Source organism: Vreelandella sp. ssv (assembly GCF_059448525.1).
The window spans coordinates 2255753-2275982 of the sequence record NZ_CM182545.1 but is presented as its reverse complement, the minus strand read 5'-3'; the positions used below and the strand labels follow the sequence as shown (position 1 = coordinate 2275982).

Below are 20230 nucleotides of genomic sequence, written 5' to 3'. Positions count from 1 at the left end.
ATCCGATGCATTATTAATTCGTCAAAATGAGGAGAGATTGCTTGGCAGCCGTCCTGCATCAAAAAGAGTTGGCGATAACCCTATGGCGCCAAACATGGCCGATGGCCATTGGGGTATTGGCGCTATTGGGTTTTCAACTTGTTGATAGCGCATTCATTGCTCGTTTGGGAACGGCCCCGTTGGCCGCGCAGTCATTTACCTTTCCCCTGTCGTTTCTGATTATCGGCATTCAGGTAGGGATGGGTATTGCAATTGCCGCGCTTATTTCGCGGGCATTGGGAGCGGGTGAGGAGGCCCGGGCGAGACGCTTAAGCAGTCTGGTATTAATGGCCGGTGGTGGCGTTATCGGCCTTTTGGCGATCGCTTTATGGGCATTCTATGCGCCTATCTTTCAACTGCTGGGCGCGGATGAAACGACGCTTTCCTATATCCGCATTTATTGGGCGCCTCAGTTGCTATCCGCATGGTTGGGAGCGCTGCTTTATTTTAGCTACAGCGTTTTCCGTGCCCACGGTGACACCCGCCTACCAGGCAAAATGATGGTACTCAGTAGCCTTGTTAACCTTGTTCTCGATCCACTGCTGATTTTTGGCATAGGCGAGTGGGAAGGCTGGGGTCTCCCTGGTGCCGCCTGGGCAACCGCGATCGCATTTTCAGTCGGGTTGTTGGTGACCACGCGTAAATTACTCAAGCGCGAGTGGGCCGCACGAGAAGGGCTATGGCTGGAAGCGAAGCACTCTTGGCGGCCCTTCACGGGCATTGCCGCGCCTGCAATGGTTAGCCAATTGATGCCGCCCTTGGCGGCGATGCTGGCAATTTCCGTTGTAGCGGGCCTAGGTGAAAGTGAAGTGGCTGCCTGGGGCTTGGCGAGCCGTTTGGAAACCCTCTCGTTGATGGTGATACTCGCCATGACTATGTCGCTGCCGCCGTGGTTGGGTCGTTGTTACGGTGCTGGTGATTGGGGGCAGATTCAGCAGTTGATGAGTTTGGCAATTAAAGTGGCTCTGTTCTGGCAGTTAGGGCTTGGGGTGTTATTGGCCCTGGTAGCGCCCTGGCTGGCCATGGCGTTAGCAGGTAACCCGGATGTACAAAGCGAATTAACGCTGCTTATCCGCTTTTTACTGCCCAGTTACTCGGCCCTGGGGGTCTGTATGTTGGTGGTTTCTGCAGGTAATGCGCTGGGCTGGCCGCTGCGAGCCATGCTGCTTTCGAGCGCACGGCTATTTATTTGTTATCTACCCTGCCTGTGGCTGGGCTCGCAGTTCTTCGGGTGGTGGGGGCTAGCCGCAGGGGCGGCCATAGGTAACTTACTGGCGGGATTTACGGCTTGGCAAGTGATGCGACGTATATTATCCCGCCCGCATCGGCAGGCGGGATTTGTTAATTAATGACAAAGTTGGCAATGTTGTTTTGAAACAGAGCAAAGAACGCGTCGGTGTCTTCTTATTTGTACCATGGGTAAAGGGGGCTATCTGCCGCCATGATTTATACAAGGGTACGCTGAGTGTGCCGAAGAGTTGATTGATCTGTTAAGTGCCATGCACACAAAAACGCCCAGGCTTCCCTGGGCGTTTTTACGTTAGATAAAATGCTTACTAACTAGTCGTTTACAGCGGCAATAGCTTTAGCCAGGTAGGGCAGGTTCTCTTGTGAGAAGCCCGCTACGTTGGCGCGGCCTGAGCGAACCATATAAATCCCAAACTCGTCGCGTAAACGGTCCACTTGTTCCGGCGTTAGGCCGGTATAGGAGAACATTCCGCGCTGTTCAGCGACACAGGCGTACTTCTGATCCAGGCCATAAGGCTTCAGCGCTTCTACGAAATCGCGACGCAACGTGTTGATACGATCGCGCATTTCGGTCAGCTCTTCACGCCACAACGCGGTTAGCTCTGCGTCATGGAGAATCTCACTGACGATAGAGCCACCGTGTGCAGGCGGATTCGAGTAGTTTTCACGGGCAACGATGGCGACTTGAGAACGGATGTTTTCCATCTGCTCGCTGTCTTTGGCGACCATGATCAAGCAGCCGGTGCGCTCGCAGTAAATGCCAAAGTTCTTTGAGCAAGAGCTGGTGATGATGGCTTCATCGAGGTTTTCGGCCAGTAGACGGACGCCATAAGCATCTTCGTCCAAGCCTTCGCCAAAGCCCTGATAGGCAAAGTCGATCAGCGGAAGAAGTTTGCGTTCACGGACAATTTCCAACACTTCCTGCCACTGGTCGTGGGAAAGGTCGAAACCCGTGGGGTTATGACAGCAGGCATGCAGTACCACTACATCACCTTCTGGAATACTTTTCAGCGCTGATCGCATCCCGTCAAAATCCAGACGGTTGTCGGGATCTACGTAGGGATACTTGTGCAGCTCAATACCCGCCGCGGTAAAAATACCGTGGTGGTTTGGCCACGTTGGGTCACTTACCCAGATGCCCTTACCCGGCAGCTGTGAGGCAATAAAATCAGCGGCCAAACGAAGGGCACCGGTACCACCAGGCGACTGAGTTGCACTCGCGCGGTTGGCTTGCAGTACCGGGGACTCAGCGCCAAATACCATGGGAAGCACTACTTCGCCGTAGCTGGGCGCACCATGAGAACCGATGTAGGTTTTCGTCGTTTCATTCTTGAGCAGGCGAGCTTCTGCTTCCTTAACGGCGCGCATTACCGGCGTATTGCCTTGGGTATCGCGGTAAACACCAACACCTAAGTCTACCTTTTGTGGATTGGTATCTTTTTTGAAAGCTTCGATCAGCCCGAGAATGGCGTCTCCTGGGACTCGCTCAATATGCTCAAACATTTATTCGGCTACCTCGTCGGTTCTGGCGGCAAGAATGAAGTCATTTAGGTGCAGGCCATTGATAGCGTGAGACCACCATGTGACGGTGGCTTTGCCCCACTCGGTCACAATAACGGGGTGATGGCCGGCCTGCTCTGCAATTTCGCCAACGCGTTGGGTAAATGCCAAAGCGCTAGCAAAGTCACGAAAGGTAAAACATCGCGACAGCTTCATGATGCCATCGTGCTCGACAATCTGCCACTGGATGAGGTTTTTTAACCGTTCATTAACTTCCTTTTGGCTTAGCGGCTGCGCATTTTTACTGCAGGGTTCGCAAAGCTGTTTGGCGAGCGTTGTCATTGGTCCTCTCCTGCTAGTTAGGCGTTATTCTCTAGCGTAGAAGGCATACGCGGTCGCGACCAACGTCCTTGGCACTATAAAGTGCTTGGTCAGCCCGTTCGATTAAGCTAGTAAGGTTCACCACAGCGATACTCAGCGATCCCAATGCTTAACGTGACATGGCCTACTCCCATGCCAAAGTCTCGTGCGCTGATAGCTTCTCGTAATCGGTCTGCAAGCGTATGGCATTGCTGTAGCGGCGTGAGCGGCAGCACTACCATAAACTCTTCTCCTCCCAATCGGGCGATCATGTCTTCACAGCGAAGTAGCGATTGGGCCTGTATAGCCAGCTGCTTGAGTACGTGATCCCCATGCAGGTGCCCCCAGCGGTCATTAAGGCGTTTAAAATGATCGATATCGATCATCATAATAGATAGCGGTGTGCCGTGGCGGGTGCTGAGTGAGGCGACGTTCGTTAGGTGCACCATCAATTTTCGCCGATTGGGTAACTCGGTCAGTGGATCGGTATCGCACAGCTTACGAAGCCGCTGTTCCTCGGATACCTGATCGCTTATGTCCATCATGATACCGTTCCACTGGACGCCATCGTGAACCAGTTCTGGCTTTGCGCTGACGGCAATCCAGTGAGGCTTCCCTTTAGGAAAGGGTAGCCTAAAGCGTGTTGTAAGAGGCAGCATCCATCGCGCGGAACGCTCAATCGCCGACATGATTTTGGGGTGATCGTTGCCAGTTAGTTGCTCGACGAGTTGTCCTGCATTGCGAGCGAGCAGATCCCGGTCAATATGTTTGAGGCCCACGCCACCTCCCTCTAAATAAGGGAAGCGCATATGACCGTTATGAGCACGGTGGAACTGAAAGATGACACCAGGGATATGGGGGACTAATTTATCTGCACTGACTTGCTGTGGTGTGTCTATATCATTCACGGGCATGCGTGAATCTCCAAACATATGCCAATTTAAATTCGATCGTGAAGATTAGCGCTATTTTCGTAAACGGGATGTAAGTCATTACAGACAAAACGGCTATTATTTATATTTATTTAGAATATATTTATTATTTTTATTTATATATTCGATTGCATTCTAAGTAATCGATAAGGCGTTATTGGCATTTAATGATAAAATTAATTACTTTTTTGCATATTAAATATTTTTTTTATTCCTAAGGTGGTTTCTTGGACGTAGTACGAGAACAAGCGTCTCAGCCGAATGGCTTGGTGAGTTTAGTGGGGGCAGGACCTGGCGATCCCGAGCTATTAACGCTTAAAGCATACAAGCGTCTGCTGTCAGCGGAGGTCGTACTGTATGACCGCTTGGTCAGCGATGAAATCGTCGCGTTTATTCCACCCCAAGCACAGCGTTTTTACGTGGGTAAAGCCCGTTCGCAGCACAGTGTGCCTCAGGATGGTATCAACCAAGCGTTGGTGAAATGGGCCCAGCAAGGCAAGCGCGTAGTGCGCCTTAAAGGCGGCGATCCGTTTATCTTTGGTCGCGGCGGGGAAGAGCTTGAAGCCCTGGTGGCAGCGCAGGTCAGTGTAGAAGTGATACCAGGTGTCACGGCGGCATCGGGTTGCGCGGCTTACGCGGGGATACCCTTGACGCATCGCGATCATGCTCAGTCCGTTCGCTTTGTGACTGGACATTTGCAGCAGGGTGAGTGTGAGCTTGATTGGGATGCGCTCGCGCGACCAGGACAAACGCTAGTGTTTTATATGGGGTTGGGGAGCGTTAACGTTATTAGTCAGGCGCTGATGAAATACGGTTTAGCCCCGCAAACACCGCTCGCTTTGATTGAGCAAGGAACGACGCGCCAACAGCGCACCCATATAGGAAGTTTGTCAGCGTTACCCGATACTTTCTTGGCGGGCGAGATTAAACCACCTACGCTGCTAATAGTGGGCAGCGTGGTCTCGCTGCACACGGCACTTAGTTGGTTTGATGCCAATGAGGGTCAAGCATCGGGTTTTTACGAGGGTAAACATCCGGCCTCGTCCAAATCTGATTAATTCTAAGGTTGCGCAGTAACACTGCAGCAACATTTGTATACGATTTTACTAACAGACTGGCTAGATACAGTGAGCTGTGTATGCTTAAGGGGAGATCATCCACGGCTAGCAATATATAAGCAGAGCAACACCGTTAGCTTGGGCAAACGTTAGCTTAGACCATTGAGGAACACGTAATGTCAGAAGAAAATCATTCGGATCACCCAACACCGGCACCGGCCAATAAGCCTGAGCCAACAAAAAAAACAGAGCTGGCTAAAAAAACGGATATGAAAACCCTCTTTCAAGATAATCGGGTCAAAGCGATTGCCGGTATTGCTGCCATCGCCGTTATCTGGGCGATTATGGCGCAGTCTAACGCAGGGTCTCGTCAGGATCGCGTTGACAGCTTGGAAGAGCAGCTCGCCAGCGCTGAGCAAGAAAACAGCCAAATGAGCCAGCGCATTAGCGAAATTGAGGAAGCTGAAACCAATTTAGCTGCGCTGCAAGAGGAGATGGCTTCTCTTGAGGCTCAGCAGGAGGAGGCCAACTCGTCGCTTGAGAGCGCTCAAACCAATGTCAGCGATGTGCAGTCGCGGTTAGAAGAACTGGAATCCCAGCGTAATGCGCTGGAAGAGGAAATTGCCTCGCTTAATGAGCAGGTAGAGAGCGCTGAGAGTGAGATGACGACGTTGCGTGAAGAGCGCGATGAGATCACCAGCACTCGTGATGAGGCGGAAAGTACCCTCCAGCAAGTAGAAGAAGCGCGTTCTAGCGCTGAAGAAGCTCGTCAGGAGGCTGAAGCCGCCCGTCAGGAGGCTGAGGAGCAGCGTCAGCAAGCGGTTGAAGAACTGGCCAACACGGAAGAGGAGCTGTCTGGGCTAGAAGAGCAGATTAGTCAGTCAAATGAACAGTTAAGCGGTTTAGAAGAGGAAATCTCAGCTGCCCAAAGCGAGCTTGATGAGTTAAAAAGCGAGCGTGACTCCATCACTAGCGAACGCGATGAACTGCAAAACGAAGTTGATTCGCTAACGGCGCTTCGCGAAGAGGAAGAGCAGAGCTTGAGCGATGTGCGCACCGAGCTCGATGACGTCATGGTCGCTTTGGAGATGGGCCGCGAAGAAGTATCGAGTGTTGAAAGCGATATTGAAGAGCGTGAGAGCCAGCTGGAGCGTTTAGAGGGCCAGTTAAGCGAATGGCGCGACGAGCTGTCGACATTAGATAGCCGTTTGGCCGATGCGGAAGAGTCCGCTGGTGAAGCGACTTCATCCTCACAAGAGAGTGCCGGTGGCTCTTCTGAAGGTAGCGCTTCTGAAGAAAACTCCTCTGAAGAGAGCTCCTCCGAGAGCAGTTCTGCTAATGAAGGCTCTGATGAAAGCGCCAACGATAGCGACGGTGGAAGTGAAGAAGCGCAGCAAAATGCCGGCTAAAAATCGTTGTAAGCTGTTGCCGTGATGGCTTAGTTATAATGTGAAGAGAACAAGAGCGGATGTCGGGCAACCGGCATTCGCTTTTTGTTTGCTGGTTTATGATTGAGCCCCCGAGGAGTATCATCCACTCAACGTTAATTAAGTGCCTAAATGAGGAGTGCCATTGAATGGATGGGGTTAAACATATTATTGCAGTGGCATCGGGTAAAGGTGGCGTGGGTAAATCCACGGTCACCGTTAACTTGGCGTTAGCACTGGCTGCACAAGGGTATCGTGTAGGTGTTCTTGATGCCGATATTTACGGCCCTAGCCAGGCTCAGATGCTGGGCGTTAAAGAGGGCGTGCGCCCTCAAGCGGCAGCCAACGATAAATTTCTGCCGCTGGAAGCACACGGCCTACAAGCCATGTCGATGGCGTTTATGGTCAATACGCGCGAACCGATGGTATGGCGTGGCCCCATGGTCGTGGGTGCTTTTCAACAGATGCTGACGCAGACCCAGTGGGACAATCTCGACTTTCTACTGATCGACATGCCGCCGGGTACTGGCGATATCCAACTGACGCTGGCGCAGAAAGTGCCGGTGGCAGGTGCTGTGATCGTCACAACGCCCCAGGATATTGCGCTGTTAGATGCCCGCAAAGGCATTGAGATGTTCCGCAAGGTCAATGTCCCGGTACTCGGCGTGGTAGAAAACATGAGCCTTTACCATTGTGAAAATTGCGGCCATGAAGCGGCTATTTTTGGTACCGGTGGTGGCGACAGTATCGCGCAAGAGTACGACACCCAAGTGCTTGGACGTCTGCCGCTCACGCTCTCTATTCGTGAATTGACGGACTCAGGCCGCCCGAGCGTCATATCTGAACCAGAGGGTGCGGTTAGCCAGACCTTTGCTGCTATCGCCCAAAAAGTAGCCGAGGCGGTTAATGCCAACCAAGGCGATGGTCCCACTATTTCTTTTAGCGAGTGATGAAGTAACACATGAGTATCAAATCTGATAACTGGATCCGCCGCATGGCCAAGAGCGATGCGATGGTTGAGCCTTTTGAACCCGAACAGGTGCGCTATGTAAATGACCAGCGCGTTATTTCCTACGGTACTTCAAGCTATGGCTATGACGTGCGCTGTGCTGATGAATTCAAGGTCTTCACCAATATTCACTCAGCGATTGTGGATCCGAAGGCATTTGATGAAAAAAGCTTCGTCGATATTAAGGGCGATGTGTGCATTATTCCGCCGAACTCATTTGCACTGGCGCGCACGGTCGAATACTTCCGTATCCCGCGTAATGTGCTGACGATCTGCCTAGGTAAATCCACCTACGCGCGCTGCGGTATTATTGTAAACGTAACGCCGTTGGAGCCGGAGTGGGAAGGCCACGTGACCTTAGAGTTCTCTAACACCACCAATCTGCCCGCGAAAATCTATGCCCATGAAGGTGTCGCGCAGATGCTGTTCTTAGAGTCTGATGAGGTGTGCGAAACCTCATATAAAGACCGTGGCGGAAAGTATATGGGGCAGCGAGGGGTTACGCTGCCGCGTACCTAGTCCTGCAAAATGCATTGCCAAAAAAAGCGCCTTGCGGCAAAACCGTAAGGCGCTTTTTGCTGCTTGCTGTGAGGATACAAGTCTAGCTTTAAGACTCTTCGTCGAACTCCTCATCAAGCTCTTCAGCCGCATCTGCATGGGAGAGGCGCATGCCGTGTTCGGGCAGTAGGTGGCCATCCATTTTGGCACCTTCTGGACTGAACTGTAGCCTGCCTTCTAAAAACCACTGCACGGCAATGGGATAAAGCAGGTGCTCGCGAGAGCGCACCTTTTCCTGCAACGTTTCCACCGTATCGTCAGCGCTGACCTGAAGCTCGGCCTGGAGTACCACGGGCCCCCCGTCCAGCTCTTCGGTGACGAAATGAACGCTACAGCCATGGCTTGCAACGCCGTCTGCCAGAGCGCGGGCATGGGTGTTGAGGCCTTGGTAAGCAGGGAGCAGTGACGGGTGAATATTGAGCATACGGCCCAAAAATCGTTGTACAAAGCGAGGTGTCAAAATACGCATGAAGCCCGCCAGAACGATAAGGTCCGGCTCGTGACGCTCGATGACCTTGATCAGGGCGCCGTCATAGGCTTCACGGCTATCATATTCGCGATGGGGCAGGGCCACCGCTTCAATACCTGCTTCGTGGGCACGCTTTAAACCATAGGCATCAGCGATATTGGAGATGACGGCAACAATCTCGCCACCGCCTAGCCGGTCATGGGATTGGGCTTCAATTAATGCCTGTAGATTGCTGCCATTGCCTGACACCAGCACCACGATGCGACGCGCACCGAGAGGGTCTGGAACCACATCTCTAATGGTATCGCTTTGGTAGTCCGTATTGGTCATGCCGAGAGGTTCTCCAAAATAACGGCGTCCTCTTGGCGATCAACGATCTGCCCTAGGCGATAAACAGTTTCGCCTTCGGCTTCCAAGTGAGCGGTTGCCTGTTCAGCTTGCTGTTGGGAGACCACGACCACCATACCAATACCGCAATTAAGCACGCGATGCATTTCGGTTTCATTGACGTTGCCCTGGGCCTGGAGCCAATCGAACACGGCAGGGCGCTCCCAGCTGGCAATATCAATATGCGCCGCGAGATTATCAGGCAGTACGCGGGGAATATTTTCAAGCAGCCCGCCACCAGTAATATGCGATAAGGCGTGTACTGCAATATCGCTGCCGCGCATTAAAGAGAGCAGGGATTTTACATAGATGCGAGTAGGCGCCATTAGCGCATCACCGAGAGACTTGCCGTCAATGTCGGTGTCTAACGAAGCGTTGCTGACGTCGAGTATTTTACGAATCAGTGAGTAACCGTTGGAGTGGGGACCTGATGAGGCCAGCCCCAGGATCACGTCGCCTTTGGCTACTTTACTACCATCCAGGATGTCTGCTTTTTCAACAACGCCAACGCAAAAGCCAGCTAAATCGTAATCGCTGCCTTCGTACATGCCCGGCATTTCCGCGGTTTCACCGCCGACTAACGCGCATCCCGCTAGCTCACAGCCAGCGCCAATACCGGTGACAACATCAGCGGCAATATCCACATCGAGCTTGCCCGTGGCATAGTAGTCAAGAAACAGTAGCGGTTCGGCACCTGCCACGATCAAATCGTTGACACACATAGCGACTAAATCAATACCAATCGTGTCGTGTTTGCCAAGATCCATCGCTAGGCGCAGTTTCGTGCCGACCCCATCGGTTCCGGAGACAAGTACGGGTTGCCGATAGCCTGCTGGAATTTCACACAGCGCGCCAAAACCGCCCAGCCCGCCCATTACCTCTGGGCGAGTAGTGCGTTTGGCAACGTGTTTGATGCGGTCAACCAGGGCATTACCGGCATCAATATCGACGCCTGCGTCCTTATAGCTGAGGGAAGGAGTAGCCGAAGAAGAGGAGGTCTCGGTCATGACAGATCCTGTGAAGCAATTAGCGGTGCTGGTAGTGCTGGCGACAAGGCCAGAGCTGGGCTTAACTTTGGCGGATTGTAACACTCAGCGGCTCAGGTCGCACCGCTGTTACACATGTTGAAAAGCAGGCGAGCAGCTTTTGCTCATATGCGGCATAGTAGTGATAAGTAAAATAGCGACGATTATTGAAAATAGTGGGATTAAATCCACTTGTGAGAGGAAACTATGCGGAATTCTTGGTGGGGCGTCCTATTTTTGGTGGTGATTGGCGGCGCAATTTATTTGCTGGATGCAGTACTGATGCCTTTTATTGCTGGGATGATTCTCGCTTACCTAGCCGATCCGCTAGCGGACCAGTTCCAGCGCTGGGGCATGAATCGCCTGGTAGCGGTGAGTAGCGTATTTTTGGTGCTCCTCATCGTTCTCGTCATCAGTTTGCTTATATTAATTCCGCTGTTGGTACAACAGCTTAAACAGCTGGGAGAGGCTATTCCGAGCGTCTTTACCTGGGTAGAAACTGTACTCGCTCCGCAAGTTCAGGAGTGGACTGGCTACGATGTAACGACAGAATTAACCAATGTCAGAGAAACATTGGCCGAAAACTGGCGTGATGCGGGAGGATATTTAGCCCAGGCATTAGGCCAAATTGGCCGTTCCGGTATGGCGTTTGTGTCCTGGATTACCTATGTGGCGCTGATCCCCGTTGTGACCTTTTATTTGCTTCTGGATTGGGATCGGCTGCTCGATAACATTGCCAACCTGATTCCGCGTCAGTGGGCAGATGATACTTTTCGCTTGGCGCGCCGCTGCGATGAGGTGCTCTCATCGTTCTTACGCGGACAGCTGTTGGTCATGCTGTGTTTAGGGATTATTTACGCGGTTGGTTTGACGTTGATGGGGCTGAATTTTGGTCTGCTCATTGGTTTTGTTTCTGGGCTGGTCAGTATCGTGCCATTCTTGGGCTTTATCGTTGGCTTAGTCATCGCCCTCGTTGTCGCTCTTTTTCAATTCGCGACCTGGTGGGCGGTACTGGGGGTTATCCTGGTATTCAGTATTGGTCAAATGGCAGAGAGCGTTATTCTGCAACCTAAGTTATTAGGCGATAAAATTGGCCTTCACCCGGTTGCGGTTATATTCGCCGTGTTGGCAGGCGGCAATCTGTTTGGATTGACAGGCGTGTTGCTAGCACTACCGGTGGCAGCGATTATTCTGGTGCTACTGAAAGAGGTTAAAGTTCGCTATCAGCACAGTGAGCTGTACGACGAAAATAACACCGACAAACATAACAGCATCATTGAAGTCAGTTCTTCATACCATGATGAGCCGAACCGTGATGAGCAACGTCGTAAAGATTTAGGGGAGTCCCCATGAGCCGAGTACCGGCACAGCTTCCACTGGGAATTGGGTTGCGTGATGATGCTACTTTCGATAACTATTACGCGGCGCGGGCGAACGCGCCGCTGGTAGAGCACATTACCCAGCAGTTAACCACCGAGGGTGAACAGTTTCTTTACCTTTGGGGGGCGCCTGGTGTCGGCCGTAGCCATCTACTCCAAGCAGCCTGTCATGCCGCTTCGGATGCTGATAAACGTGCGCTCTATTTGCCCCTGGGTGATTTAGGACACTTTCCGCCGTTGATGCTCGAAGACATTGAGCGCTTGGATCTGGTGGCGATTGACGATCTGGAGTGCGTAATTGGTCGTAAACGCTGGGAGGAGGCGCTGTTTCACGCTTTTAATCGGTTGCGTGATGCGGGTAAAAAATTGGTGATAGCGGCGAGTGCGTCTCCACGCCAGCTTAATGTAGTGCTGCCTGATTTAGCGTCGCGTTTAACGTGGGGGGTTACGTTTCACGTTCACCCGTTAGATGACGACGGCGAGCGTTTAGAGGCGTTAAAGTTGCGTGCCAGCGTGAGAGGAATGCAGCTGCCAGATGACGTAGGGCGCTATATTTTGCATCGTGGCCCGCGTGAACTAGGGGAGTTGTGTCGCGCTGTGGAAACCCTCGATAAGGCTTCTTTGACTGCCAAGCGCAAGCTAACGATTCCGTTTGTGAAATCTGCACTCAGTTGGTGAAGTCATTGTTACTACAAACTGCTAGGGCTGTAACCAAAACGCCCCGCTGGCCGAGCCAGCGGGGCGTTGTTGCCGCTCTACTTAAAAGCACATGCGGCCCACGTAAACCTGTTTGGTTTAAGCGGTTTTCGTCATTTTGCTAGCGACAGTTTGCGCTTGCTTGACGTTATCTTCCGTGATTTTTTGGCTCTTCTGAATAAAATCCTGCTGCAGCGACACCACTTTATCCGCATCGCCTTTGGCGCGTTCAGCTAGTTCTTTAGCCACTTTTTGCTGGCTTTCCATGTAGCTACGCAGGCCTTCAGGATCTTTTACGTCCATCATCTGGCGCATTTGCGCAACGCCTGTATCGAAATAGGCTTTGCTAGCATCCATCTGTGCATTGACCATTTTTTCAGTGTAATCAACGCTCAGGGCCATGTAGGCACGAACAGGAGCCATGAACATATTGTCAAACTGTTGAGTCATTTCGTTAGTATTTAATGTACGCATCGTCATACCCTCCAGGGTTTAGTTTTGCCAGAAGCAGCTATCCAGAGGTTGGCGCTGCTTATTGAATAATTAGCTTTTTAGCGCTCCGCTTTTAAAAGCTATCTTGCGGTGCAGCATAGCAAGTGTTTTTGTGCAGTGCAACATGCGGCGTTTAGATTTTCTTTTTTATGCGTGATTAGCCTGCGTGGATAAGCTGGCTCGATTGCAGGTCGAGCTAGTGTACTGACGTATTTACCGCTGTGCTCTAACCAGCTAGCTTGAAGGTAGGTGTTGCCGATGGCGAACGATATTGCGGCTGCATGCTCAGATAATTAGCACGACTAATCTTACTGATGGGAGGCAAGTGCAATGGCAACAAGGATGGAACGCGACAGCATGGGCGAATTGGAAGTGCCTTCTGACGCCCTCTACGGCGCGCAGACCCAACGGGCTATCAATAACTTTCCTGTATCTCACACACCTATGCCCACCGCCTTTATTCATGCAGTGGCGCGCATAAAGCTGGCGGCAGCCCGGGCTAATCAAGCCCTGGGGGGGTTAGATAGCGAGCGTGGCGAAGCGATTCAAAAAGCGGCTCGGGAAGTATTAACGGGCAAGCATGATCAGCATTTCCCCATCGACGTTTTTCAAACCGGCTCAGGCACCTCTACCAATATGAACGTCAACGAAGTGTTGGCGACCTTGGCAAGCCGTGAAGGCGTTGAGGTAACCCCCAATGATCACGTTAATATGGGGCAGTCGAGTAATGATGTGATTCCAACCGCTATTCATCTTTCGGCGGCTATCGCAGTGCACGAATCTCTGCGCCCAGCGCTGGTTCACCTGCGCGATACCATTGACCAGCGGGCTAGTGAACTTAGTCATGTGGTTAAAACCGGCAGGACTCATCTAATGGATGCTATGCCGTTGCGCATGGATCAAGAGCTGGGTGGCTGGTCGAGTCAGCTAAATCAGGCCATTGAGCGTTTCGATAGCGCTATGAAAAGGCTCTGTCGACTAGCGCAGGGGGGAACCGCTGTGGGCACCGGCGTTAACGCACCAACCGGTTTCGCTGAGCAGGTTGCCCAAGAGCTTAGCGAGCAGACGGGATTAATGTTCACGCCTAACGACAGCTTCTTTGCCAGCCTATCGTCCCAGGACGCGGCAGTAGAGCTTTCAGGTCAGTTAAAAGGCTTGGCCTGTGTGATTATGAAAATTGCCAATGACCTGCGTTGGATGAACTCTGGTCCACTGGCTGGGCTGGGAGAAATTGAGCTTGAAGCATTGCAGCCTGGTAGCTCGATTATGCCGGGCAAAGTCAATCCGGTGATTCCAGAGTCAGCCGCCCAGGCGGCCGCGCAAGTGATTGGCTTAGATACCGCCATTACGGTTGCCGGACAAAGCGGCAACTTTCAGTTAAACGTTATGTTGCCGCTGGTGGCTTCCAACCTGCTTACCTCCATTAGCTTAATGAGCAATACTGCTCGGCTGCTAGCGGATAGGGCCATTGCGACCTTTAAAGTGCGTGAAGAGAATGTAAAACGCCCATTAGCGAAGAACCCCATCTTGGTAACGGCGTTAAATGGGGTAATCGGTTATAACGCTGCCGCCGCCATCGCAAAAGAGGCCTATCAGGCGGGCAGAGCAATCATTGATGTCGCCGAAGAGAGAACCGATCTCGATCGCGAAACGCTGGAGCGGCTGTTAGATCCATCGGTGTTAACTCAGGGAGGCATCCCTGAGTAACACGGTACAGTTTGGCTTAACACAGTGACTGCGAACTCAGGTCTCTTGTTCTTCCGTTTTGCCTTCGTGAATGGTCTCGTTGGCCTCGCTACGCTCTTCTGCGCTGGCTTCTGGCGTTTCGGCTTCGTTTTTGCGCGAGGGGCGATAGCAAAACGTTGCCAATATCGGGAAGTGGTCAGAACCGTAGTAGTCAAGTCGCTTCATGCCTACCAGCGTGAAGTGTTCTGTGACGAAAATATGATCCAGGGGCCAACGCAGCAGTGGGTATTTAGCATGGAAGGTACTGAACAGGCCGCGTCCTCGGCGTGGATCAAGCATGCCCCCAATACGGCAAAAAAGCCGTGTGGTACGTGACCATGCAACGTCATTCAGGTCTCCAGCCACTAAGGTTGGCTGGGGGTCTTCATGAATTTTTTTTCCGACCAGTAACAGTTCAGCGTCGCGCCAAAGGGATTTTTCACTTTCGCTAGGGGCAGGTGGGCGAGGGTGTAGGGCGAAGAGACGGACCGAGTCACCATTGGCGAGCGTTACTCGGGTATGAATAGATGGAATGTCATCTTGAATCAGCCATTCAACCGACGTGTTAGTCAGTTCAAGCTGCGAATAAAGGTGCATGCCGTAAAGGTTGTCTAGCGGGATTTTTACGTTATTGGGCCACTGCTCTGCTAGCGCTGGATCAAGCTGGTCTTGCCACCATTGATCAGACTCAAGGGTCAGAACAATGTCAGGCTGATGCTGTTTGATCATATCAATCAGCGGTTGAGCTTGGCGATTAGGTGTCAGTACATTCGCGATTAGCAGCGTGATGGTTTTGCCATCGTCGTTGCTCTTTGCCGTTTTAACCTGAATCGGCCAAAGGCGAGTAAACGGCATGATGTAGAAGCCTTGAATCAAAAAGGTGATGCCTGACGCAAGTAGCGTTACCCACTGCGAAGTACCCCCTTCCAGTAGTACAGCGGCTAATAGCCAAGTGATGATCGCTAGGCAGGCAATCTGCAAGCGTGGAAATTCAAAGCTGCGGATCCACCACCAATGTAATTCAATTCGCGCAATCAGCGTTGACAATAATAGCGCGATGGCTATGCATCCCAGCAAAATGCCCAGCATGGTTTATCTCCTTATAGGTAACGCCAAGAACATCAAAACACCTAGCCTAGCGCTATAGAGATATAAGTGTCGAATTAAACAACTTTTGTTAAAACAGTTAGTGCCGTGGCATAAGTGCTAGGAGCAGGAAATAGCTTGCAATTCAGGGATGAAAGCGTAAAATACGCATCCGTTGCTTAGCTAGCGCCATCGTTTTCAGCGCGCAATAGGACCATAGCTCAGTTGGTTAGAGCGCCACGTTGACATCGTGGAGGTCGGCGGTTCAAATCCGCCTGGTCCTACCAGTTTTATGCTAACACCTCTTTCTAGGACCATAGCTCAGTTGGTTAGAGCGCCACGTTGACATCGTGGAGGTCGGCGGTTCAAATCCGCCTGGTCCTACCAGCTGACATCAAAAGCACCCCGGCATTTATTGCACGGGGTGTTTTTGTATGGGCGCCTTAGCGTTCCATTAAGTCGGTCAGCTCTGTATGACGTATAAATGTGGCGACTAATGCTTCAATGCCTGCTTGGTCTTGTGGGGTAAAGCGCGCATGGAGAGGGCTATCCAGGTCAAGAACCCCCCATAGAGTGCCGTTGGTCACAATGGGTACTACCAGCTCGGAGCGCGAATTGGCATCGCAGGCAATATGGTCGGCCACGGCATGCACATCGTCGACCCGCTGGGTGATTTGCTGGCGTGCAGCGGCACCGCAAACCCCTTTGCTGAAAGGGATGGGGTGGCAGGCTGGTTGCCCCTGAAACGGTCCTAGGCCCAATACATCAGGCTGGCGCTGAAGATAAAAGCCAACCCAATTTAAGTCGCTTAGCTGCTGCTGAATAAAGGCACAGGTTTGAGCGCTATTAGTCAGCCAGTCACGTGTGTCGAGTAGCGCTTCAAGCTGGCGATTTAAGAAGGGGTAGTCAACACTCTTTTGCATAAGGTGCTCCTATTCTACTAACGCAACAGGCCGACACGTTGGTATAGGGGGTTACCTATATGTGTCGGCCTGATGTCATCTATTGATAGCGAATTCTTGGTATTACTCGATCCAGCCAGGTACCGCCGCGCCTTTAAAGAGCTCTTCCGCTTTTTCGATCACTTCATCGCGCTGATAGGCGTCGACCAATTGACGGATCTCTTCGCGCTCTTCGTCACCACCGCGTACGGCGATCAGGTTGACGTAGGGAGACTCAGGACCTTCTTTGATCAATGCGTCGTCCAGGCTTAAGCCAGCTGGCTGTGCGAACGTATTGTTGATGAAGGCCATGTCGACATCTGGCAATACGCGAGGAAGCTGGGCTGCCTCAATTTCGCGGAAACGAAAATCGCGGGGATTTTCAGCAATATCAATAGGCGTTGATTCTAGAAATTCAGGATCGTTAAGGGTAATCAAGCCTTCGTTGTGCATCAGAATCAGTGCACGACCTTCATTGGAAGGGTCGTTGGGCAGTGCAATTTGTGCACCTTCAGGCAAGTCATCAATGCTGTCGTACTTTTCAGAATAAGCGCCGATCGGGTACACAAAAGTGTAGCCAGCAATGGCTAAGTCATAGCCGCGGTCTTCAACCATTGACTGCAGATAGGGTTCGTGCTGATAGGCATTGGCGTCCAAGCTGCCGTCGGCCAGAGCGGCGTTGGGCGTGACGTAATCAGTGAACTCGATGATTTCTACATCCAGGTCATACTCTTCTTTAGCAATACGCGCCGCAACTTCCATCACTTCGGTTTCAGGACCTGCAACGGTACCCATTTTAATGCTGCGCGTTTCAGCATTTGCCACGTTAACCGCCAGGGCGAGGGCTGTAAGACTGCCAATTATCAATTTTTGCATAGGGTTTCTCCAGTGACGTTGTACATAATGGTGCAATAATGCGGCAATAAAAAACCGTTGTCTAATTCGATTTGGTTATATTGAATTGTTGGGATATTAGGCGCCTATTTACGATCACTTTTGCGTACTAAGTAATCACCCAAGCTCTGGAAGGCTTGCACCATGATCACCAGAATAACGACGGTAATCATCATAATGGTGGGGTTGAAACGGTTATAGCCGTAGCGAATGCCTAGGTCGCCCAGGCCGCCACCGCCGACAGCACCTGCCATCGCAGAGTAGCTAACCAGCGTGACAGCGGTAATGGTTAACCCCGTCATGATCCCGCCTCGGGCTTCTGGAATCAGTACCTTGCAGATAATTTGCCAAGGCGTTGCCCCCATGGCTTGGGCGGCTTCGATTAAGCCTGGGGAGATTTCATTCAGCGCGCCTTCAACTAAGCGCGCCACGAATGGAATAGCCGCAATGGTAAGCGGTACCGACGCGGCGTTAATGCCAATCGAGGTACCCACCAACATGCGCGTAAAGGGAATGATCGCCACCATTAAAATAATAAAAGGGATCGAGCGGCCAATATTGGTCACAATGCTCAACGCTTGGTTGAGCACGGGTTTCGCTAATATTTGGCGTGGGCGTGTAACGTACAGCATCACTCCAAGCGGAAGGCCAACGAGAGTGGAAATAAGTCCTGAAACGGCCACCATATAGAGGGTATCCAGCGTGGCCTGTAAAATAAGATCAATCATTGCGCTGGACATGGCCGAGTACCTCTACCTGTAGTTGATGAGATTCAAGATAGGTCATGGCTTGTTGGGTTTGTGACGGCGTGCCCAACAATTCGGCGATCATCAGACCCAATGTGCGCTCCTGGATCGACTCTACCTTGGCTTGCAGAATGCTGACATCGACCCCGCATTCCCGGGCCAGACGCGAAATCAACGGCGTAGAGACCGCATCGCCCGAAAACGTTAGGCGTACTACCGGGTGGGTATTTGCGCCGGGGGCATCAAGAAGCCTTTCAATCAGTTCTTTAGGTGGCGTGAGCTGAAGAAAATCATTGAGAAACTCACGGCCCAGCTGAGTGCGGGGAGCGGTGAAGAAATCACCCACTTCAGAGTCTTCTACCAGTTTACCATCTGAAATCAAGCTGACCCGATGGCAAATTGATTTAACCACTTCCATCTCGTGGGTGATCAATAAGATGGTAATACCCAGTTGATGGTTAATATCGCGCAGCAACTCCAGTATCGAGCTGGTGGTTTGTGGGTCTAGTGCAGAAGTGGCCTCATCGCATAGCAATACTTGTGGCTTACTGGCTAGCGCCCGGGCAATGGCCACTCGCTGCTTTTGACCGCCAGAGAGTTGAGCTGGGTATTGATCAGCTTTATCCGCTAAGCCGACCATCTCCAGCAACGGAATAACGCGATCACGAACGGTGTGGCGTTTTTGCCCCATTAGTTCCAGAGGTAGGGCAACGTTGTCGAACACCGTACGCGTGGTTAGCAGGTTAAAGTGTTGAAAAATCATGCCGATGCGATGTCGGGCTCGGTTAAGCGCCGCGTTGCTAAGGCGGGTCATCTCTTGACCATCTACTGTGACGCTGCCACTTGTCGGGCGTTCTAATAGATTAACGCAGCGAATCAGCGTCGATTTGCCCGCACCCGAGAGGCCAATAACACCATGAATCGTGCCCTTGGGAACGGTTAAATTGGCGTTTTTGAGTGCATGGACGTCATTTGAGCCGCTGCCCCTGGTGTTACTAAAATAAGTTTTACTGACGTTGCTAAGTTCAATCATAGCGTCTGCCTTACAGGTAGGCCGAAGACGGAGTGCGGGGTGCAAACTGAGGGCGAGCCAGTCCCGAATGGGAAATAAAAAAGGCCACCCTGATGGGCGGCCATTAACGCTGGACACACCCGTTTAGCTGCACTTCACCCATCAGTGACCAATACTACGTCAGAGAATAAGTGGACGCCCGCAATCTGGGTACAAATCGGCGTCATTACATTTGCGAAAAATTTTAGAGATAAGCAAGTGTTTTGTCAATTATAACGGTCTGATTTTATGGTTGAAGTGTTTATTATAGTCATATTATCTAATGCTTGGAGGCGCTTAAGGATATAAGTCTGCAGTGTAGATTTAGAATCCGACTCGCTAGATAAATACTATCTAAGTTGGCTCAACGTTTGAAAAGAAGATGGCATAGAATACCCTGGCCAATAAACCATCATTGCTGCATAAACATGGAGCATTGACAGACGCTTTCGCCAGCAGTTTTCAGGATCATTACTACTGATGTTATCAGGTGGTTTTTAACATCAGGTTTCAACAGCAGGTTTTTAACACATTGGTTTAACCACTTAGGAGTGACTGGCTTTATGTTTACCGGCATTGTGCAAGGAGTGGCCAGCGTTGTGGCAGTGCGTGAGCTTGATGATTTTCGCGTCCATGTCGTGAAAATGCCTCCATCAATGCGCGAAGGGCTTGAGATAGGCGCTTCTGTTGCTCATAACGGCGTTTGCCTCACGGTAACTGCCATAGACGGCGATAACGTTAGTTTTGATTTAATGCGTGAAACGTTACGACTGACCAATCTTGGTGCAATTGCCCCAGGGCAATGCGTCAATATAGAGCGCGCGGCGCGCTTTGGAGATGAGATTGGTGGTCACTCCATGTCGGGCCACATAATTTCTATGGCAGAAGTAGTGGCTATCGAGGAAGCGCCTAACAATCGTCGGCTGTGGTTTTCACTGCCTGAAAGGCTAGGGCGCTTCGTGTTTGAAAAAGGCTATATCGGCGTAGACGGTATTAGTCTGACCATCGGGGATGTACGGCATACTGAAGGTGGTGGCGTAGAGTTCAGCGTCAATTTAATTCCAGAGACGCTATCGCGCACCATGCTGCAGCATCGAGCGCCTGGGGATAAGGTCAACATCGAAATTGACCCGCAAACTCAGGTAATCGTTGAAACCGTTGAGCGAGTGCTATCTCAAAAAAGTGGGTTTCAGTAAAGCGAAATTCAA

19 protein-coding genes, 2 tRNA genes and 1 pseudogene are annotated in these 20230 nt (G+C 51.5%); 11 read left to right on the top strand and 11 right to left on the bottom strand.

Translation table 11 applies throughout. The annotated features are described in order from the left end of the window. The first annotated feature begins 41 nt into the window (after positions 1-41). The gene (locus tag AC5TBW_RS10465) at positions 42-1388 is read left to right on the top strand and encodes an MATE family efflux transporter (protein WP_495508519.1); all 1347 of its coding nucleotides are present in this window, start codon (positions 42-44) and stop codon (positions 1386-1388) included. Positions 1389-1599: 211 nt separating this feature from the next. On the opposite strand, the gene AC5TBW_RS10460 is transcribed toward AC5TBW_RS10465, so the two are convergent. The 3 genes and pseudogenes from AC5TBW_RS10460 to AC5TBW_RS10450 all read right to left on the bottom strand — a co-directional run bounded on the left by AC5TBW_RS10460 (position 1600) and on the right by AC5TBW_RS10450 (position 4061). After that, positions 1600-2790: an amino acid aminotransferase gene (locus AC5TBW_RS10460; RefSeq protein ID WP_495508518.1), complete on the bottom strand. Its 1191-nt coding sequence runs from the start codon at positions 2788-2790 to the stop codon at positions 1600-1602. After that, positions 2791-3129, bottom strand: a complete 339-nt coding sequence (locus AC5TBW_RS10455; protein ID WP_495508517.1) for a 4a-hydroxytetrahydrobiopterin dehydratase — start codon at positions 3127-3129, stop codon at positions 2791-2793. A gap of 31 nt (positions 3130-3160) precedes the next feature. After that, positions 3161-4061 (bottom strand): annotated as a pseudogene (locus AC5TBW_RS10450) (GGDEF domain-containing protein). A gap of 245 nt (positions 4062-4306) precedes the next feature. On the opposite strand from AC5TBW_RS10450, the gene cobA reads away from it, so the two are divergent. The 4 genes from cobA (at position 4307) to dcd (ending at position 8092) form a co-directional block, all read left to right on the top strand. After that, complete coding sequence (gene cobA, locus AC5TBW_RS10445) at positions 4307-5137, top strand: uroporphyrinogen-III C-methyltransferase (RefSeq protein ID WP_495508516.1); 831 nt, start codon at positions 4307-4309, stop codon at positions 5135-5137. Between the two features lie 176 nt (positions 5138-5313). Continuing rightward, complete coding sequence (locus AC5TBW_RS10440; RefSeq protein WP_495508515.1) at positions 5314-6546, top strand: coiled-coil domain-containing protein; 1233 nt, start codon at positions 5314-5316, stop codon at positions 6544-6546. A gap of 167 nt (positions 6547-6713) precedes the next feature. Beyond that, positions 6714-7514, top strand: coding sequence for an iron-sulfur cluster carrier protein ApbC (gene apbC / locus AC5TBW_RS10435; RefSeq protein WP_495508514.1), 801 nt, complete (start codon positions 6714-6716; stop codon positions 7512-7514). An 11-nt stretch (positions 7515-7525) separates the two neighbouring features. Beyond that, entirely contained in the window at positions 7526-8092 is a 567-nt protein-coding gene (gene dcd, locus AC5TBW_RS10430; protein WP_495508513.1) for a dCTP deaminase, read from the top strand. Positions 8093-8180: 88 nt separating this feature from the next. On the opposite strand, the gene purN is transcribed toward dcd, so the two are convergent. Both purN and purM read right to left on the bottom strand, forming a co-directional pair. Beyond that, positions 8181-8930, bottom strand: coding sequence for a phosphoribosylglycinamide formyltransferase (gene purN, locus AC5TBW_RS10425; protein WP_495508512.1), 750 nt, complete (start codon positions 8928-8930; stop codon positions 8181-8183). After that, positions 8927-9994: a phosphoribosylformylglycinamidine cyclo-ligase gene (purM, locus tag AC5TBW_RS10420; protein ID WP_495508511.1), complete on the bottom strand. Its 1068-nt coding sequence runs from the start codon at positions 9992-9994 to the stop codon at positions 8927-8929. Before purM ends, purN begins: the two co-directional genes overlap by 4 nt. 225 nt (positions 9995-10219) lie before the next feature. Between purM and AC5TBW_RS10415 the strand changes: the two genes are divergently transcribed. After that, the gene (locus tag AC5TBW_RS10415; RefSeq protein WP_495508510.1) at positions 10220-11365 is read left to right on the top strand and encodes an AI-2E family transporter; all 1146 of its coding nucleotides are present in this window, start codon (positions 10220-10222) and stop codon (positions 11363-11365) included. After that, entirely contained in the window at positions 11362-12069 is a 708-nt protein-coding gene (gene hda / locus AC5TBW_RS10410) for a DnaA regulatory inactivator Hda (protein ID WP_495508509.1), read from the top strand. The genes AC5TBW_RS10415 and hda overlap by 4 nt, the downstream gene beginning before the upstream one ends. A gap of 117 nt (positions 12070-12186) precedes the next feature. On the opposite strand, the gene AC5TBW_RS10405 is transcribed toward hda, so the two are convergent. Continuing rightward, positions 12187-12561 (bottom strand): phasin family protein, encoded by a 375-nt coding sequence (locus tag AC5TBW_RS10405; protein WP_495508508.1) that lies wholly within the window; start codon positions 12559-12561, stop codon positions 12187-12189. 348 nt (positions 12562-12909) lie between these two features. On the opposite strand from AC5TBW_RS10405, the gene AC5TBW_RS10400 reads away from it, so the two are divergent. After that, on the top strand, positions 12910-14286 hold the full coding sequence (locus AC5TBW_RS10400; RefSeq protein ID WP_495508507.1) for a class II fumarate hydratase: 1377 nt from the start codon (positions 12910-12912) through the stop codon (positions 14284-14286). A 36-nt stretch (positions 14287-14322) separates the two neighbouring features. Here the strand turns inward: AC5TBW_RS10400 and AC5TBW_RS10395 are convergent, their stop codons facing one another. Continuing rightward, the gene (locus tag AC5TBW_RS10395; RefSeq protein ID WP_495508506.1) at positions 14323-15393 is read right to left on the bottom strand and encodes an endonuclease/exonuclease/phosphatase family protein; all 1071 of its coding nucleotides are present in this window, start codon (positions 15391-15393) and stop codon (positions 14323-14325) included. A 207-nt stretch (positions 15394-15600) separates the two neighbouring features. On the opposite strand from AC5TBW_RS10395, the gene AC5TBW_RS10390 reads away from it, so the two are divergent. Together AC5TBW_RS10390 and AC5TBW_RS10385 are read left to right on the top strand one after the other, a co-directional pair. Beyond that, positions 15601-15677: transfer RNA gene (locus tag AC5TBW_RS10390), tRNA-Val, on the top strand. 23 nt (positions 15678-15700) lie between these two features. Next, positions 15701-15777 (top strand) — tRNA-Val (locus AC5TBW_RS10385). Positions 15778-15833: 56 nt separating this feature from the next. Here the strand turns inward: AC5TBW_RS10385 and AC5TBW_RS10380 are convergent. From AC5TBW_RS10380 to AC5TBW_RS10365, 4 genes are all read right to left on the bottom strand, one after another. Continuing rightward, a complete protein-coding gene (locus AC5TBW_RS10380) occupies positions 15834-16313 on the bottom strand; it encodes a GAF domain-containing protein (RefSeq protein ID WP_495508505.1) in 480 nt (159 codons plus the stop codon). 102 nt (positions 16314-16415) lie between these two features. Then, complete coding sequence (locus AC5TBW_RS10375; RefSeq protein WP_495508504.1) at positions 16416-17207, bottom strand: MetQ/NlpA family ABC transporter substrate-binding protein; 792 nt, start codon at positions 17205-17207, stop codon at positions 16416-16418. Between the two features lie 104 nt (positions 17208-17311). After that, positions 17312-17965, bottom strand: a complete 654-nt coding sequence (locus AC5TBW_RS10370; RefSeq protein ID WP_495508503.1) for a methionine ABC transporter permease — start codon at positions 17963-17965, stop codon at positions 17312-17314. Beyond that, a complete protein-coding gene (locus AC5TBW_RS10365) occupies positions 17946-19004 on the bottom strand; it encodes a methionine ABC transporter ATP-binding protein (protein ID WP_495508502.1) in 1059 nt (352 codons plus the stop codon). The genes AC5TBW_RS10370 and AC5TBW_RS10365 overlap by 20 nt, the downstream gene beginning before the upstream one ends. Before the next feature lie 581 nt (positions 19005-19585). Here AC5TBW_RS10365 and AC5TBW_RS10360 point away from each other — a divergent pair. After that, entirely contained in the window at positions 19586-20218 is a 633-nt protein-coding gene (locus tag AC5TBW_RS10360; RefSeq protein WP_495508501.1) for a riboflavin synthase subunit alpha, read from the top strand. Positions 20219-20230: the final 12 nt, after the last annotated feature.